This is a genomic window from Streptomyces sp. YPW6 (assembly GCF_018866325.1).
Classification (GTDB): Bacteria; Actinomycetota; Actinomycetes; order Streptomycetales; family Streptomycetaceae; genus Streptomyces.
In genome coordinates, this window is the sequence record NZ_CP076457.1 from 5,853,495 (window position 1) to 5,866,288 (window position 12,794).

The window sequence follows — 12,794 nt, forward strand, 5'->3', positions numbered from 1 at the left end:
GAAATCATTGCTTCACAGGCAGGTCTCGGAAGTCGCACCGGAGTCCCGCGGCCGGCTCGGGAAACGTAACGGGGGAGGACGGCCGCGCGCCACCGGATTCAGGGCCGGCTTCCCCGCGGGGACCGGGGCGGGGTCGGCCGGGCCCGGGGTCTTCCGGGTCCTGGCGTCACGCGGGCCCCGGCGCCCTCCGGAGCCCTGCGTGGGCTCGCGCCCCGGCGCCCTTCGGCAGCTGACGTGATGCGGTCCCCCCGGCCCCCTGTCCGCCCGGCCGCCGCGCCCGGCACACTGGCACGCATGACGACTGCGGACACCACTCCTCTTCTGCGCATCGGCCTCCTCGGCACCGGCCCCTGGGCCCGTAACACCCAGGCGCCCGCGCTCGCCGCCCACCCCGGCGTCGAGCTGAGCGGAGTGTGGGGCCGCAGGGCCGAGGCGGCACACGCCCTCGCCGCCGTGCACGGGACCCGGGCGTACACGGGCGACGAGGGCATCGACGCGCTCCTGGAGGCGAGCGACGCGGTGGCCTTCGCACTGCCGCCGGACGTCCAGGCCCCGCTCGCGGTCCGGGCGGCGGAGGCGGGCTGCCACCTGCTGATGGACAAGCCGGTCGCCACGACGGTCGCCGGAGCCCGCGCGGTGGCCGAGGCGGCGGAGAAGGCGTCGGTGGCCTCGGTCGTCTTCTGCACGCTGCGGTTCGCGCCCGAGACCTCGGCCTGGATCGCCGAACAGGCCGCGGTGGGCGGCTGGTTCACGGCACGCGCCCAGTGGCTGGGCTCGCTCTACGCCGCCGGTTCGGCCAGCGAGTACGCGGACTCCCCGTGGCGCCGCGAGAAGGGCGGCCTGTGGGACGTCGGCCCGCACGCGCTGTCCGTGCTGATCCCGGTCCTGGGCGACGTCGAGCACCTGACGGCCGCCGCGGGACCGGCCGACACCACGCACCTGATCCTGCGCCACACCTCCGGTGCGTCCAGCACCCTGACCCTCGGGCTGAGCGCCCCGCCCGGCGCGGCGGGCGTCGAGATCGAGCTGCGGGGCGAGCGGGGCACGGCGTCGGTCCCGGGCTGGGCGGGCGCGGAGACCGCGTTCCGGGGCGCGGTGGACGCCCTGGCCGAAGCGGTGCGTACGGGAGTGCCGCACGCCTGCGACGCGCGCTTCGGCCTCCACCTCACGGAGCTGCTGGCGGCCGCGGAGGAGCAGGCACAGGCGGGCTGACCGGCGGCAGGGAACGGCACAGGGCGTCGAGCGCCTCCTGGTAGGCGGATTCGGCGGGGGTCGCGTACCCGACGACCAGCCCGTCGCGCTGGGGGACGAGGGTGTCACCGGCGGCACGAGCGCGTACGGAACCGGCCCCACCAGCGGCACCGACTCCACCGACCGCCCCGGCGCGAGGCGTACCGGGGGCACCGGGGCCCCGCCCGGCACCCGGGTGCCGATAGTCGCCCAGCCCCTCCACCGCGAGCCCCTGCCGGGCCGCGGCCCGGACCGCCGACCGCTCGGTGCCGGGCGGCAGCTCCACCACCGCGTGCAGCCCGGCCGCGATCCCGGTGACCCGGACGTGCGGGGCCCGCGCTTGCAGAGCGGCCACCAACTGGTCCCGGCGGCGCCGGTGGCGCTGGCGCATCCGGCGCACCTGCCGGTCGTACGCGCCCGACTCCACGAAGTCCGCGAGGGTGAGTTGCTCGGTGGCGCTGGAGAACTGCTCCCGCTCGCCCTTGGCCGCGACGACGGGGGCGACGAGCCGCTGGGGCAGCACCATCCACCCGATCCGCAGAGCGGGCGAAAGACTCTTGCTCACCGATCCCACCAGCACCACATGCTCGGGATCGAGCCCCTGCACGGCCCCCACGGGCTGCCGGTCGTAGCGGAACTCGCCGTCGTAGTCGTCCTCGACGACGAGCCCGCCGGTGGCCCGGGCCCAGTCGACGACGGCCGCCCGCCGCGCGGGGTGCAGCGGCCCGCCGGTGGGGAACTGGTGGGCGGGCGTGAGGAGTACGGCCCGGTCGCGGCGGGTGAGCCCGTCGACCCGGGCGCCGTCCGCGTCCACGCCGAGCGGCCGGGTGCCGACCCCGTGGGAGGCGAGCAGCTCACGGTGGAACGGCAGCCCGTACTCCTCGGCCGCCCACGAGCCGCCGACCACCTCGGCGAGCAGCCGCAACCCGTGCGCGGCTCCTGAGCACAGGACGATGCGCTCCGGCGCGGCCCGCACCCCGCGCACCCGGGCGAGATAGCCGGCCAGGGCCCGCCGCAGCTCGGGCCGCCCGTGCGGATCACCGGGCCCGAACGCGTCGTCGGGGGCGGCGGCCAGCGCGCGCCGGGCCGAGGCCAGCCAGGCGGTGCGCGGGAAGACCGACGGGTCCGGCTGACCCTGTACCAGGTCGTGGACCGGGCGGGCGGCGCGCTCGGGGGCACGGGGCCGGTGCACCGGGGTCACCGGAACGGCCCGCTCGGCGACCCGGGTCCCCGACCCCTGCCGGGCGGCCAGCCACCCTTCCGCGACCAGCTCCGCATAGGCGTCGGCGACGGTGTTGCGGGCCAGGCCCAGATCGGCGGCGAGGGAACGGTAGGGCGGCAGCCGGGTGCCCGGGGCGAGCCGCCCGCTGCGCACGGCCTCGCGCAGCGCGTCCATCAGGACGGCCCGGCGGTTACCGGTGCCGGAGAGTTCCAGGGGCAGGTCGCTGCCCAGGATCTCCGCCGAATTGACCCATGAATCCATCACAGAAGTGCACCCCACGCCCAGTCGCTTGTCGCCTTAGATTCGTACCCATGACGACGACGGAGATCAAGACGAACGACCGCACGACCGCCGGGGCCACCACCGTCCGGCCCAACCCGGCCACGGCCGCGACCACGCCCCGGCTGAACTTCGCGAAGGCGGCCCCGAAGGCGTTCCGGGCGGTGATCGGCCTGGACGCGGCGGCCCGCGAGGGCCTGGACCCGGCCCTCGTCGAACTGGTCCAGATCCGCGCCTCGCACCTGAACCGGTGCGCGTACTGCCTGCACATGCACACCACGGACGCGCGCGAGGCGGGCGAGAGCGAGGACCGCCTGCACATGGTGGCGGTGTGGCAGGAGGCGGACCACTTCTTCACGGACCGGGAACGGTCCGCCCTGGCCCTGACGGACGCGGTCACCCGGATCGGCGACGCGGGCGTGCCGGACGAGGTCTACGACCGGGCGGCGGCCCGTTTCACCGAGGAGGAGCTGGCCCACCTGCTGGCCCTGATCCTCACGATCAACACCTGGAACCGCATCGCCCTGTCCACCGCCAAGCGCGCGGGCACGGACGAACGCTGAGCCTGCACGGCACGTCCCCCGGGCTCACGTCGGCCGGCCCCGGGGGCTCACATCAGCCGGGTCCGGAGCTCCAGCCAGGCCGCCACCTCTTCCCGCAGCGCACGGTCCCGCACCCGGGGCAGCAGACCACCGGCCGCGAGGGAGAGCCGCTTGGCGGCCCGGGAGGCGTTGACCGCCATCAGGTTCTCCCGTGTGTACGAGGTCGACTCCCGGGTCGCCACGTCCGCCCGGGACACCGGGACGGCGTCCAGGCAGGCCCGTACGGCCGCGTCCGGGGCGAGCAGCCCGTACCGCACGATCTACGGTCGAGGGCCCCGGCCGCCTCGCACGAGCCGAGCAGCCAGAGCCCCAACTCCTGCCAGGCAGCGCGACCGTGACCGTACCGCCGCTCTCCGTCGCCCGGGAGGAGCTGCCTGCACGACACCCACAGGAACCACCACCGGCGCGCCGCCTCGCCCGCCTCCTCCGGCTGCCGACGCCGCGCCCAGGTCTCCCACTCCGCCGCATCGAGCCCGACCAGATGCCGGACCCGGTCGCGCCCCGCCTCCCGGGGCCACGGCGAGGGCTCGCCGCGAGGACCGGGCGCGAACCAGGCGGGTGCCGTCATCGCCAGCACCTGGCCGTTCTCCTCGTCGACCAGCACCCCGACCTGGCTGTCCGCCCGGACGAAGCGCCGGCACCCGACGCCGTCGGGCGCGACATCCACGAGGGGGAAGCCGGCCCGGTCCAGCTCTTCGGCGAGCTCGTCGAGCTGCAACGGTGGGTCGAGCCGGTGGGCCTGCACGGTGATGTACAGACCGCGCCAGGTGTCACCCTCGCGCTCCCACGCGACCTCCACCAGGTCGTAGCAGCGCAGCAGCTGCCCCCGGCCGGTGCGGCTCTCGGTGAACTCGTCGCCGAGGAGGCCGGTCACCTCCCGGGGCGCGTGCGTGGCGTCGGCGCCCCGCACGGTACCGGTGATGACGAAATCGGTGAAGAACGCCATCCCGCTGGAGACCTGCCGGGCCGCCCACGGGCCCCCGGCCTCGGGCACCACGGCTTCAGGCACCACGCCCCAGCGCGTCCCGTACCGCTTCGTCGCTCCGCGCCACCACGGCGGTGCCGTCCTCGGCCGTGATGATCGGCCGCTGGATCAGCTTCGGATGCTCGGACAGCGCGACGATCCACCGCTCCCGCGAACCGGCGTCCCGGGGCCAGTCCTTGAGACCCAGCTCCTTCGCCGCGGCCTCCTGCGTCCGGGTGATGTCCCACGGCTCCAGACCGAGCCGGCCCAGCACGGCCCGGATCTCCTCGGGCGAGGGCACGTCCTCCAGGTAACGGCGGACGGTGTAATCGGCCCCTTCGGCGTCCAGCAGAGACACCGCGCCGCGGCACTTGGAACAGGCGGGATTGATCCAGATCTCCATGGGGCCAAGGGTACGGGAGGGACTGCCGAAATGGCCTCTGGCCAGGGGCGATTGTCAGTGGGGGGCAGTAAAATGGAGGCAGTTCGTGAGGGTTCCACCACGCTGCCAGGAGGATGCCGATGGCCGTTGCCACCGCCACGACCGAGCCGCTCGACCGACAGCTCCCGATGCCCTTCCATCCGCCGCTCCCCGCGCCACCCGCCAAGAAGCGACTGCCCGCGGGCCGCCCCCGCGAGTGGTACGTCTCCCACAACCGCCGCCTCAAGGCCATGCGCCTGGCCATCGCCCTGCTCGACAGCGGGGTCTACCAGCCCTCCAGCGCCGGCAACCACCGGATACGGATCACCGCCGAGCGCATCGGCATCCACCCGCCGTCCGACACCACCTGCCGCATGGTCCGCGCCCTGATCCGCTACGGCCGCTGACCGGAGCCCGACCACTGCCCCGTCCGCTGCCCCCGGGTCCGTCGAGAGACGTGTCCGGGGGCACCCGACTGCCGGGCTCCGCCCGTACGGGACCATGGCCCCGGCCGCACAAGGACACGGGCGAGGGGGCATCACCATGGCTGCCGATCCATGGGCCTCGGTCGTCTTGCTCGCGGGTGTGGCGCTGGGCGGCGGACTGACAGCTCTCGCCCAACGCGCCGCACAACGCTCGGCGGAACGCCCGGAGGTGCGTCGCCTGACCGCGGCCACCGCAAGAGCCGCCGGGCCGAACAGATCGACGTGCTCGGGGAGTTCGTCTCCTGCGCCCAGGCCGCGGAACGGGCCGCCTACCGCCGCCCCGACCCGTGGGGCGAGGACGAGGAGGGCCGGATGACGCAGACGGGCCCGGTCATGACCGCGCTGTGGACCGCGTCCGACAACGTCACGCTGCTCTGCGACGAGGCCCTGCGGGAGCCCGTGCGGACGTACGGCCAAGCGCTGAACCGGGCTCTGCCACCGCGCGCCTCCGGCCGGAAAGGTGGCACCGGCCCGTGGACCGGCGGGAGGATGCGCTCAGGGGGCATCGACCGCCAGGGTTGGGAGGACTCGTCGGTCGGCGAGGCCCCGGTGGCTCCTCACCGCGCGCATGCGAGGGTGGCCGCTCTTGACCCGCTCCACCAGCGGTGGCAATAGTGTGTGGGCCTGAGTGAATTCGTTCACTTCTCACGCTGAAGACGGGGATTCCATGAAGAAGAACACCGGCTTACGACGCGTCAGTTCCGTGCTCCTCACGACCGCCGTCCTCCTCGGCGGAGCGACGTCGGCGGCGTCGGCGGAACCCACCCCGCCCCCCGAACCGCTGCCTCCCTGTCCGTCCACCTCCCTCTGTTTCATGCACGGCGGTGAACTCGTCGACGAGTACTACCACGTGACTCCCTGGCAGTACCTTCCCATCCCGCTGCCGGCACCGCTCCACGTCGTCAACATGCGCCAGGAATCGGCCTGGATCGGTGACACCAAGGGCGGTGCACGGTGCGTCGAGCCCGGGGAGACCGTCGCCATCTACCTGGGAACGATCGAAGCCGTGCGGGTCACCGACTCGGTGGAGTGCCGCCTCACCTGAGAGCAGGCGATCGCCCCGACGGCCGAGTGCCGCGCGCCCGCCCGGCCGGGCCGCGTCGACGGCCCGACCCTATCGACGGCCCGTGCCTGACCGTATCGACGATGCGAGCAGCACGGGCACGGACGGAACGAGCGAGGGCCGCCACCTCCCGGAGGAGGTGGCGGCCCTCGGCGTCTCGGGCGCGGGTGGGTCCGCCCCGTGGTGCGCCTAGATGTCGAAGTACAGCTCGAACTCGTGCGGGTGCGGCCGCAGCTGGATCGGGGCGATCTCGTTCGTGCGCTTGTAGTCGATCCAGGTCTCGATCAGGTCGGCCGTGAAGACGCCGCCCGCCTGGAGGTACTCGTTGTCCGCCTCCAGGGCGTCGAGCACGGCCGGGAGGGAGGTGGGGACCTGGGCGACGTTGGCGTGCTCCTCGGGAGCCAGCTCGTAGAGGTCCTTGTCGATCGGCTCGGCCGGCTCGATCTTGTTCTTCACGCCGTCCAGGCCGGCCATCAGCAGCGCGGAGAACGCGAGGTACGGGTTGGAGGACGGGTCCGGGGCGCGGAACTCGACGCGCTTGGCCTTCGGGTTCGAGCCGGTGATCGGGATGCGCATCGCGGCGGAACGGTTGCGCTGCGAGTACACCAGGTTGACCGGGGCCTCGAAGCCGGGGACCAGGCGGTGGTAGGAGTTCACCGTCGGGTTGGTGAAGGCCAGCAGCGACGGGGCGTGCTTGAGGATGCCGCCGATGTAGTAGCGGGCGGTGTCCGAGAGGCCGGCGTAGCCCTGCTCGTCGTAGAAGAGCGGCGAGCCGCCCTGCCACAGCGACTGGTGCACGTGCATGCCCGAGCCGTTGTCGCCGAAGATCGGCTTCGGCATGAAGGTCGCGGTCTTGCCGTTGCGCCAGGCGACGTTCTTCACGATGTACTTGAAGAGCATCAGGTCGTCGGCCGCGGCGAGCAGCGTGTTGAACTTGTAGTTGATCTCCGCCTGGCCGGCCGTGCCGACCTCGTGGTGCTGGCGCTCGACCTGGAGGCCGTTCTTGTCCAGCTCCAGGGAGATCTCGGCGCGCAGGTCGGCGAAGTGGTCCACCGGCGGGGCCGGGAAGTAGCCGCCCTTGTAGCGGACCTTGTAACCCCGGTTGTTCTCGACCGCACCGGTGTTCCAGGCGCCGGCCTCGGAGTCGATGTGGTAGAAGCTCTCGTTCGCCGACGTCTGGAAGCGGACGTTGTCGAAGACGTAGAACTCGGCCTCCGGGCCGAAGTACGCGGTGTCCGCGATGCCGGTCGAGGCGAGGTAGGCCTCGGCCTTCTTGGCGATGTTGCGCGGGTCACGGCTGTACTGCTCGCCCGTGATCGGGTCGTGGATGAAGAAGTTGATGTTGATGGTCTTGTCGCGGCGGAAGGGGTCCACCCGGGCCGTCGACAGGTCCGCGCGCAGCGCCATGTCCGACTCGTGGATGGCCTGGAAGCCGCGGATCGACGAACCGTCGAAGGCCAGTTCCTCGGCCGGGTCGAAGGACGCTGCCGGAATCGTGAAGTGCTGCATCACCCCGGGCAGGTCGCAGAACCGGACGTCGATGAACTTGACGTCGTTGTCCGCTACGTACTTCTGTACTTCGTCGGCGTTCTGGAACATCCAACTCCTCCTCCTCCCGACCCGGGAGGGGGCGGGGGTTGTGTAGCTCGTGGTGCGGCCAGTGCGGTGGCGCACGCTGGACCCGACCATAGGCAGGCTCGATTTCTCAAGCGTGACCCATTTGTTTCGCCCAAGTTAACCGGGGCGGTGGTGGGCGGCATCTCAGCGGCGGTCTCCGTGCGGCTGTTTCCGTGCCCCGCCCGGCCGGGCCCAAACCCGGGCGCAGTACCGTGGACGGGTGGACAACAGGCAAGCAATCGGATCGTGGCTCTCGGGCCCGCGTGCGGCCGCCGAGGAGATGGGCGCCGACTTCGGCTACCGGGGCAAGGGCCTCGGGCTGCCCGAGGAGGGGCCGGGCTCGATCGCGCCGCTCGGCCGGCGCTTCGGAGCCGTCTTCTTCGACTGGACCCTCTGCATGCTGATCGCATACGGGCTGTTCGCTCGCGGTGACCAGCAGGCAGCGGGCAACTGGGCACTCGGGATCTTCCTCGTGATGAGCCTGCTGACCGTCGGCACCATCGGCTGCACCCCCGGGAAGCGGCTGCTGAGTCTGCGGGTGGTCGCCGACGACGGCGGGCGGCTCGGGTTCGTGCGCGTGGCCGTGCGGACCGTGCTGCTGCTGCTCGTCATCCCCGCGCTGGTCTGGGACCGCGACGGGCGTGGCCTGCACGACCGGCTGTCGCGGTCCGTCCAGATCCGGATGTGAGCTCCTTTGTCCGCCGCACGTGAGTGGCCCCCCGGGGTGTGTCCGTGTGTGCGTGACGGTGAGCGCCCGCTCCCGAGGAGGGGGCTCCTCGCGGGGCACGTCCGTGTGTGCGCGTGACGGCGAGCGCCCGCTCCCGAGGAGGGGGCTTCTCCCGGGCGTGAGCGGCCTCTCCTGGTGGGCGCCGGGCCACCCCTCCGCGCGGGTGCGGGCACGAGCGGCCTCTCCCTTGCGGACAGGGGAAACGGGGCGGCCCCGGACCGGTGAAGGTCCCGGGGCCGCCCCGTTCACGTAGGTCGCGGTCAGCGCATCTTTCCGCCGCGCGGCATCCGCATGCCCTTCGGCATCGGGCCCTTCGGCAGCGGCATGTTGCTCATCAGGTCGCCCATCGCGCGCAGCCGGTCGTTGGTGGTGGTCACCTGCGGGCCGGTCAGGACGCGGGGGAGCTTCAGCATCTTCGTGCGGACCTTCTTCAGGGGCACCTGGCCCTCGCCGTTGCCGACGATGATGTCGTGCACGGGCACGTCCACCACGATGCGGGCCATCTTCTTCTTCTCGGCCGCCAGCAGGCTCTTCACCCGGTTCGGGTTGCCCTCGGCGACCAGGACGATGCCGGCCTTGCCGACCGCCCGGTGGACGACGTCCTGGCTGCGGTTCATCGCCACCGCGGGGGTGGTCGTCCAGCCGCGTCCGATCCGGTCCAGGACGGCGGCCGCCGCTCCGGGCTGGCCCTCCATCTGTCCGAAGGCCGCCCGCTCGGCGCGTCGGCCGAAGATGATCGCCATCGCGAGGACGGCCAGGACGAAGCCCAGGATGCCCAGATAGACCGGGTGGCCGATCGCGAAGCCGATGCCGAGGAGGACACCGAACGTGACGATTCCGACACCCGCGACGACAAGACCGATCTTGCTGTCGGTCCGCCTGGTCATCTTGTAGGTCAGGGCGATCTGCTTGAGTCGCCCCGCGTTCTCGGCGCTGTCCGCGCCTTCAGTTTTTGCCTTCCTCGCCATGTACTGAAGTTTACGTGGCGAGGGAGCGACCCAGGAACGTGGGAGCGGTCCGGGTACGCGCGAGCGGCCCCGGGACAGGCCCTAGGAACGGTGGCCGGCCACGGCGTCCAGCACGTGCTGGGCCTCCACCCGGTCCTTGGCGCGGCGGCGGTCCTCCAGGACGGCCGTCCAGGCGTTGCGGCGGGCGGTGCGCTGGCCGCCGCTCAGCAGCAGCGACTCGACGGCCCGGAGGGCGGTGGTGACGGACGGAAGGGCGTGGGCGCGGACCGGTGCGGCCTGCATCGTGGTGTTCCCCCTCGGAATGGATGCGCCCGGTGGCGCGGATGAGTGTGGGAAGCAGTGACGGCGGCGGCTGCCGAAGTCGCCGCCGCACGTGTACCCAGGGTCACTGCTCGGTGTTACCAGCGCGTGACCGGGCGGTCAAACACCAATGAATCCCCGATTCCGGTGGAGCGCACGCCGAAGCGGTCCGTACGCGTCCCCCACCTGCGGGGAGCGTCCGGACCGCTTCGGTCATGCGGTGGGGCCGTGGTGGCCGCCCGTGAGCGGATTCACACGGCCGGTGCCGCCTGGGCGCTCCCCGCAGCGGCGGCGCTGCGCGCGTCCATCGCCTGCTGGAAGAGGCGGCCCGCGCGGTACGAGGACCGCACGAGCGGACCCGACATCACGCCGGAGTAGCCGATCGCGTCGGCCTCGTCCTTCAGCTCGACGAACTCGTTCGGCTTCACCCAGCGCTCGACCGGGTGGTGCCGTACGGAGGGGCGCAGGTACTGCGTGATCGTGATGAGTTCGCAACCCGCGTCGTACAGGTCCTGGAGCGCCTCGCTGACTTCCTCGCGGGTCTCGCCCATGCCGAGGATCAGGTTCGACTTGGTCACCAGACCGGCCTCACGGGCCCGGGTGATGACCTCCAGGGAACGCTCGTAGCGGAAGCCGGGGCGGATCCGCTTGAAGATCCGCGGCACCGTCTCCACGTTGTGCGCGAGCACCTCGGGGCGCGAGGAGAAGACCTCGGCGAGCTGCTCGGGCTCCGCGTTGAAGTCGGGGATCAGCAGCTCGACCTTGGTCGCGCCGGCCTCCCGCTCCGCGGTGAGCGTGTGGATCTGGCGGACGGTCTCCGCGTACAGCCAGGCGCCGCCGTCCTCCAGGTCGTCGCGGGCGACGCCGGTGATGGTGGCGTAATTCAGGTCCATCGTGACGACGGACTCGCCGACGCGGCGGGGCTCGTCACGGTCCAGCGCCTGCGGCTTGCCCGTGTCGATCTGGCAGAAGTCGCAGCGCCGGGTGCACTGGTCGCCGCCGATGAGGAAGGTGGCCTCGCGGTCCTCCCAGCACTCGAAGATGTTGGGACAGCCCGCCTCCTGGCAGACCGTGTGCAGGCCCTCGCCCTTCACCAGCTGCTGGAGCTGCTTGTACTCGGGGCCCATCTTCGCCCGCGTTTTGATCCACTCGGGCTTGCGCTCGATGGGGGTCTGGCTGTTCCGGACCTCCAGGCGCAGCATCTTGCGCCCGTCGGGTGCGACAGCGGACACTCCGGCTCCCCTTTGCTCTCTGCTGCGTTGGCTTCGCGTCGGGTTCGCGTGGGATGCGCGAGCGATGCGCGAGGGCTTCACTTTCGATTCTTCGGCGAACACCAGGGTACGCCCCTGCATCGAACGGTCTTACGTCTGGCCAACCTGCGGCCGACGGGGCCTATTCCCCGGCCGATGGTGACCGCCGGGCTACCGACCGGTACGGCCCGGGGTTCCGCGGTGCGTACGGCCGTGGCGCCTCACGCCGGGACCGAAGCCTGCGGTCGTTCGATCTCGCGCGGCGCGAGCTGCGCGTTCTCCAGGATGTCCCGCAGGTGTCTCTCGACGACGGGCAGCACCTCCTCGATCGTGACCTCCCGGCCCAGCTCGCCCGAGAGGGACGTGACCCCGGCGTCCCGGATGCCGCACGGGACGATCCGGTCGAACCAGGTGTTGTCCGGGTTCACGTTGAGCGCGAAGCCGTGCATCGTGACGCCCTTGGCGACCCGGATGCCGATCGCGGCCAGCTTGCGGTCCTCGCGGCGCTGGCCCGCGTTGGACGGGGCGTACTCCGGGCCGTTCAGCCGGGGGTCGAACTCCTCGTCCTGGAGCCTCGGGTCGAAGTCCAGCGAGAGGCCGCCCAGCGCCTGGCGCTGCTCGACCGGGTCGCCGAGCACCCAGACCCCGCTGCGGCCCTCCACCCGGGAGGTCTCCACGCCGAAGTCCGCGGCCGTGCGGATCAGCGCGTCCTCCAGCCGGCGCACGTGCGCGACGACGTCGACCGGGCGCGGCAGCTTCTGGATCGGGTAGCCGACGAGCTGGCCCGGACCGTGCCAGGTGATCTTCCCGCCCCGGTCCACGTCGATGACCGGGGTGCCGTCCAGCGGACGCTCGCTGTCCGCCGTGCGGCGCCCCGCGGTGTAGACGGGCGGGTGTTCCAGGAGCAGACAGGTGTCGGGCACCCGGTCCTCGAACCGGTCCGCGTGCACCTCGCGCTGCTTCTGCCAGGCCTCCGTGTACTCGACGGCCTGTTCGCCGAAGCCCAGACGGACGAACCGCAGCTCGCTCACCGATGCCTCCCTCTGTGGGCCCCGCAGGTCCGGAGGGGTGTCCCCGGGATGACGGTGCCCTGCACTGATCGCGCCCGTATCCACTGTACGACCGTCGCCCGAACAGCCCACCGGCAGGTGGAACGGCCGTCCCCCGGGTGCACCGGTCGCCCTTTCAGGTGTCGGGCGTTTCCGTCAGCTCCGTCCGGAATCCTCACACGATCGGATGAACGTGGAGCAAAGGGTGGCTGTGGCCGCCCCGGTGGCCGCTAAATTCGCGCCGTTCCCATGAGGGCTGCCCGTCCGGCCCCGAAGGCAGGAGACCGTACAGCTGATGTCGGAACGACCCTCACAGCGCACGCCCAACCGCCGACTCGCCTCGCTCATCGCGGAAGCCGGGTTCTCCCACGCGGGCCTCGCCCGCCGGGTCGATCAGCTCGGCCTCGAACACGGCCTCGACCTGCGGTACGACAAGACCTCGGTCACCCGCTGGCTCCGCGGGCAGCAGCCGCGCGGCACCACCCCCGCGCTGATCGCCGAGGTGTTCACCCGACGGCTCGGACGGCGGCTCTCCGCGCAGGATCTGGGGCTCGACGCCTGCGCACCCGTCTACGCGGGGCTGGAGTTCGCCGCCACCCCCGCCGAGGCGGTCGACA

16 protein-coding genes are annotated in these 12,794 nt (G+C 72.3%); 7 read left to right on the top strand and 9 right to left on the bottom strand.

The annotated features are described in order from the left end of the window. The first annotated feature begins 294 nt into the window (after nt 1-294). Entirely contained in the window at nt 295-1,212 is a 918-nt protein-coding gene (locus KME66_RS25745; RefSeq protein ID WP_216326463.1) for a Gfo/Idh/MocA family protein, read from the top strand. Here KME66_RS25745 and KME66_RS25750 read toward each other — a convergent pair. Beyond that, nucleotides 1,166-2,713, bottom strand: a complete 1,548-nt coding sequence (locus KME66_RS25750) for a PLP-dependent aminotransferase family protein (protein ID WP_216326464.1) — start codon at nt 2,711-2,713, stop codon at nt 1,166-1,168. The two genes, KME66_RS25745 and KME66_RS25750, sit on opposite strands and share 47 nt — an antisense overlap. Before the next feature lie 50 nt (nt 2,714-2,763). On the opposite strand from KME66_RS25750, the gene KME66_RS25755 reads away from it, so the two are divergent. Next, nucleotides 2,764-3,294 carry a carboxymuconolactone decarboxylase family protein gene (locus KME66_RS25755; RefSeq protein ID WP_216326467.1) on the top strand — a complete coding sequence of 177 codons (531 nt, stop codon included), beginning with the start codon at nt 2,764-2,766 and terminating at the stop codon, nt 3,292-3,294. A 47-nt stretch (nt 3,295-3,341) separates the two neighbouring features. Here KME66_RS25755 and KME66_RS34460 read toward each other — a convergent pair whose 3' ends face one another. From KME66_RS34460 to KME66_RS25765, 3 genes are read right to left on the bottom strand one after another with little or no spacing between them, the layout of a single operon-like run. After that, a complete protein-coding gene (locus KME66_RS34460; RefSeq protein WP_301184504.1) occupies nt 3,342-3,473 on the bottom strand; it encodes a hypothetical protein in 132 nt (43 codons plus the stop codon). After that, nucleotides 3,473-4,345, bottom strand: a complete 873-nt coding sequence (locus tag KME66_RS25760; RefSeq protein WP_253208479.1) for a hypothetical protein — start codon at nt 4,343-4,345, stop codon at nt 3,473-3,475. Before KME66_RS25760 ends, KME66_RS34460 begins: the two co-directional genes overlap by 1 nt. Then, a complete protein-coding gene (locus KME66_RS25765) occupies nt 4,335-4,700 on the bottom strand; it encodes an arsenate reductase family protein (protein WP_073218160.1) in 366 nt (121 codons plus the stop codon). Before KME66_RS25765 ends, KME66_RS25760 begins: the two co-directional genes overlap by 11 nt. 119 nt (nt 4,701-4,819) lie before the next feature. On the opposite strand from KME66_RS25765, the gene KME66_RS25770 reads away from it, so the two are divergent. The 4 genes from KME66_RS25770 (at nt 4,820) to KME66_RS34465 (ending at nt 6,459) form a co-directional block, all read left to right on the top strand. Continuing rightward, a complete protein-coding gene (locus tag KME66_RS25770; protein ID WP_073218157.1) occupies nt 4,820-5,125 on the top strand; it encodes a hypothetical protein in 306 nt (101 codons plus the stop codon). Between the two features lie 300 nt (nt 5,126-5,425). Then, complete coding sequence (locus tag KME66_RS34170; RefSeq protein ID WP_253208480.1) at nt 5,426-5,818, top strand: hypothetical protein; 393 nt, start codon at nt 5,426-5,428, stop codon at nt 5,816-5,818. Nucleotides 5,819-5,870: 52 nt separating this feature from the next. After that, nucleotides 5,871-6,248, top strand: a complete 378-nt coding sequence (locus tag KME66_RS25780) for a hypothetical protein (protein ID WP_073218153.1) — start codon at nt 5,871-5,873, stop codon at nt 6,246-6,248. A gap of 82 nt (nt 6,249-6,330) precedes the next feature. Continuing rightward, nucleotides 6,331-6,459, top strand: coding sequence for a hypothetical protein (locus tag KME66_RS34465; protein WP_301184505.1), 129 nt, complete (start codon nt 6,331-6,333; stop codon nt 6,457-6,459). Here the strand turns inward: KME66_RS34465 and glnA are convergent. Beyond that, a complete protein-coding gene (gene glnA / locus KME66_RS25785; RefSeq protein WP_073218150.1) occupies nt 6,456-7,865 on the bottom strand; it encodes a type I glutamate--ammonia ligase in 1,410 nt (469 codons plus the stop codon). The genes KME66_RS34465 and glnA overlap by 4 nt on opposite strands. 298 nt (nt 7,866-8,163) lie before the next feature. Between glnA and KME66_RS25790 the strand changes: the two genes are divergently transcribed. Then, nucleotides 8,164-8,571 (top strand): RDD family protein, encoded by a 408-nt coding sequence (locus tag KME66_RS25790; RefSeq protein WP_073218146.1) that lies wholly within the window; start codon nt 8,164-8,166, stop codon nt 8,569-8,571. Nucleotides 8,572-8,870: 299 nt separating this feature from the next. Here KME66_RS25790 and KME66_RS25795 read toward each other — a convergent pair whose 3' ends face one another. From KME66_RS25795 to lipB, 4 genes are all read right to left on the bottom strand, one after another. Continuing rightward, entirely contained in the window at nt 8,871-9,578 is a 708-nt protein-coding gene (locus KME66_RS25795) for a DUF4191 domain-containing protein (protein ID WP_073218142.1), read from the bottom strand. A gap of 81 nt (nt 9,579-9,659) precedes the next feature. Continuing rightward, nucleotides 9,660-9,860 (bottom strand): hypothetical protein, encoded by a 201-nt coding sequence (locus KME66_RS25800; RefSeq protein WP_065490211.1) that lies wholly within the window; start codon nt 9,858-9,860, stop codon nt 9,660-9,662. Between the two features lie 269 nt (nt 9,861-10,129). After that, on the bottom strand, nt 10,130-11,110 hold the full coding sequence (gene lipA, locus KME66_RS25805; RefSeq protein ID WP_216326470.1) for a lipoyl synthase: 981 nt from the start codon (nt 11,108-11,110) through the stop codon (nt 10,130-10,132). 239 nt (nt 11,111-11,349) lie between these two features. Next, on the bottom strand, nt 11,350-12,159 hold the full coding sequence (lipB, locus tag KME66_RS25810; protein WP_216326473.1) for a lipoyl(octanoyl) transferase LipB: 810 nt from the start codon (nt 12,157-12,159) through the stop codon (nt 11,350-11,352). Nucleotides 12,160-12,794 lie beyond the last annotated feature (635 nt).

What these genes read in the sequence shown, in the direction of transcription:
- KME66_RS25795 (WP_073218142.1), bottom strand. Translation starts at nt 9,578, where the DNA reads ATGGCGAGGAAGGCAAAAACTGAAGGCGCGGACAGCGCCGAGAACGCG.
- KME66_RS25750 (WP_216326464.1), bottom strand. Translation starts at nt 2,713, where the DNA reads ATGGATTCATGGGTCAATTCGGCGGAGATCCTGGGCAGCGACCTGCCC.
- KME66_RS25790 (WP_073218146.1), top strand. Translation starts at nt 8,164, where the DNA reads ATGGGCGCCGACTTCGGCTACCGGGGCAAGGGCCTCGGGCTGCCCGAG.
- KME66_RS25800 (WP_065490211.1), bottom strand. Translation starts at nt 9,860, where the DNA reads ATGCAGGCCGCACCGGTCCGCGCCCACGCCCTTCCGTCCGTCACCACC.
- KME66_RS25745 (WP_216326463.1), top strand. Translation starts at nt 295, where the DNA reads ATGACGACTGCGGACACCACTCCTCTTCTGCGCATCGGCCTCCTCGGC.
- KME66_RS25755 (WP_216326467.1), top strand. Translation starts at nt 2,764, where the DNA reads ATGACGACGACGGAGATCAAGACGAACGACCGCACGACCGCCGGGGCC.
- KME66_RS25770 (WP_073218157.1), top strand. Translation starts at nt 4,820, where the DNA reads ATGGCCGTTGCCACCGCCACGACCGAGCCGCTCGACCGACAGCTCCCG.
- glnA (WP_073218150.1), bottom strand. Translation starts at nt 7,865, where the DNA reads ATGTTCCAGAACGCCGACGAAGTACAGAAGTACGTAGCGGACAACGAC.
- KME66_RS34460 (WP_301184504.1), bottom strand. Translation starts at nt 3,473, where the DNA reads ATGGCGGTCAACGCCTCCCGGGCCGCCAAGCGGCTCTCCCTCGCGGCC.
- KME66_RS25765 (WP_073218160.1), bottom strand. Translation starts at nt 4,700, where the DNA reads ATGGAGATCTGGATCAATCCCGCCTGTTCCAAGTGCCGCGGCGCGGTG.
- KME66_RS25780 (WP_073218153.1), top strand. Translation starts at nt 5,871, where the DNA reads ATGAAGAAGAACACCGGCTTACGACGCGTCAGTTCCGTGCTCCTCACG.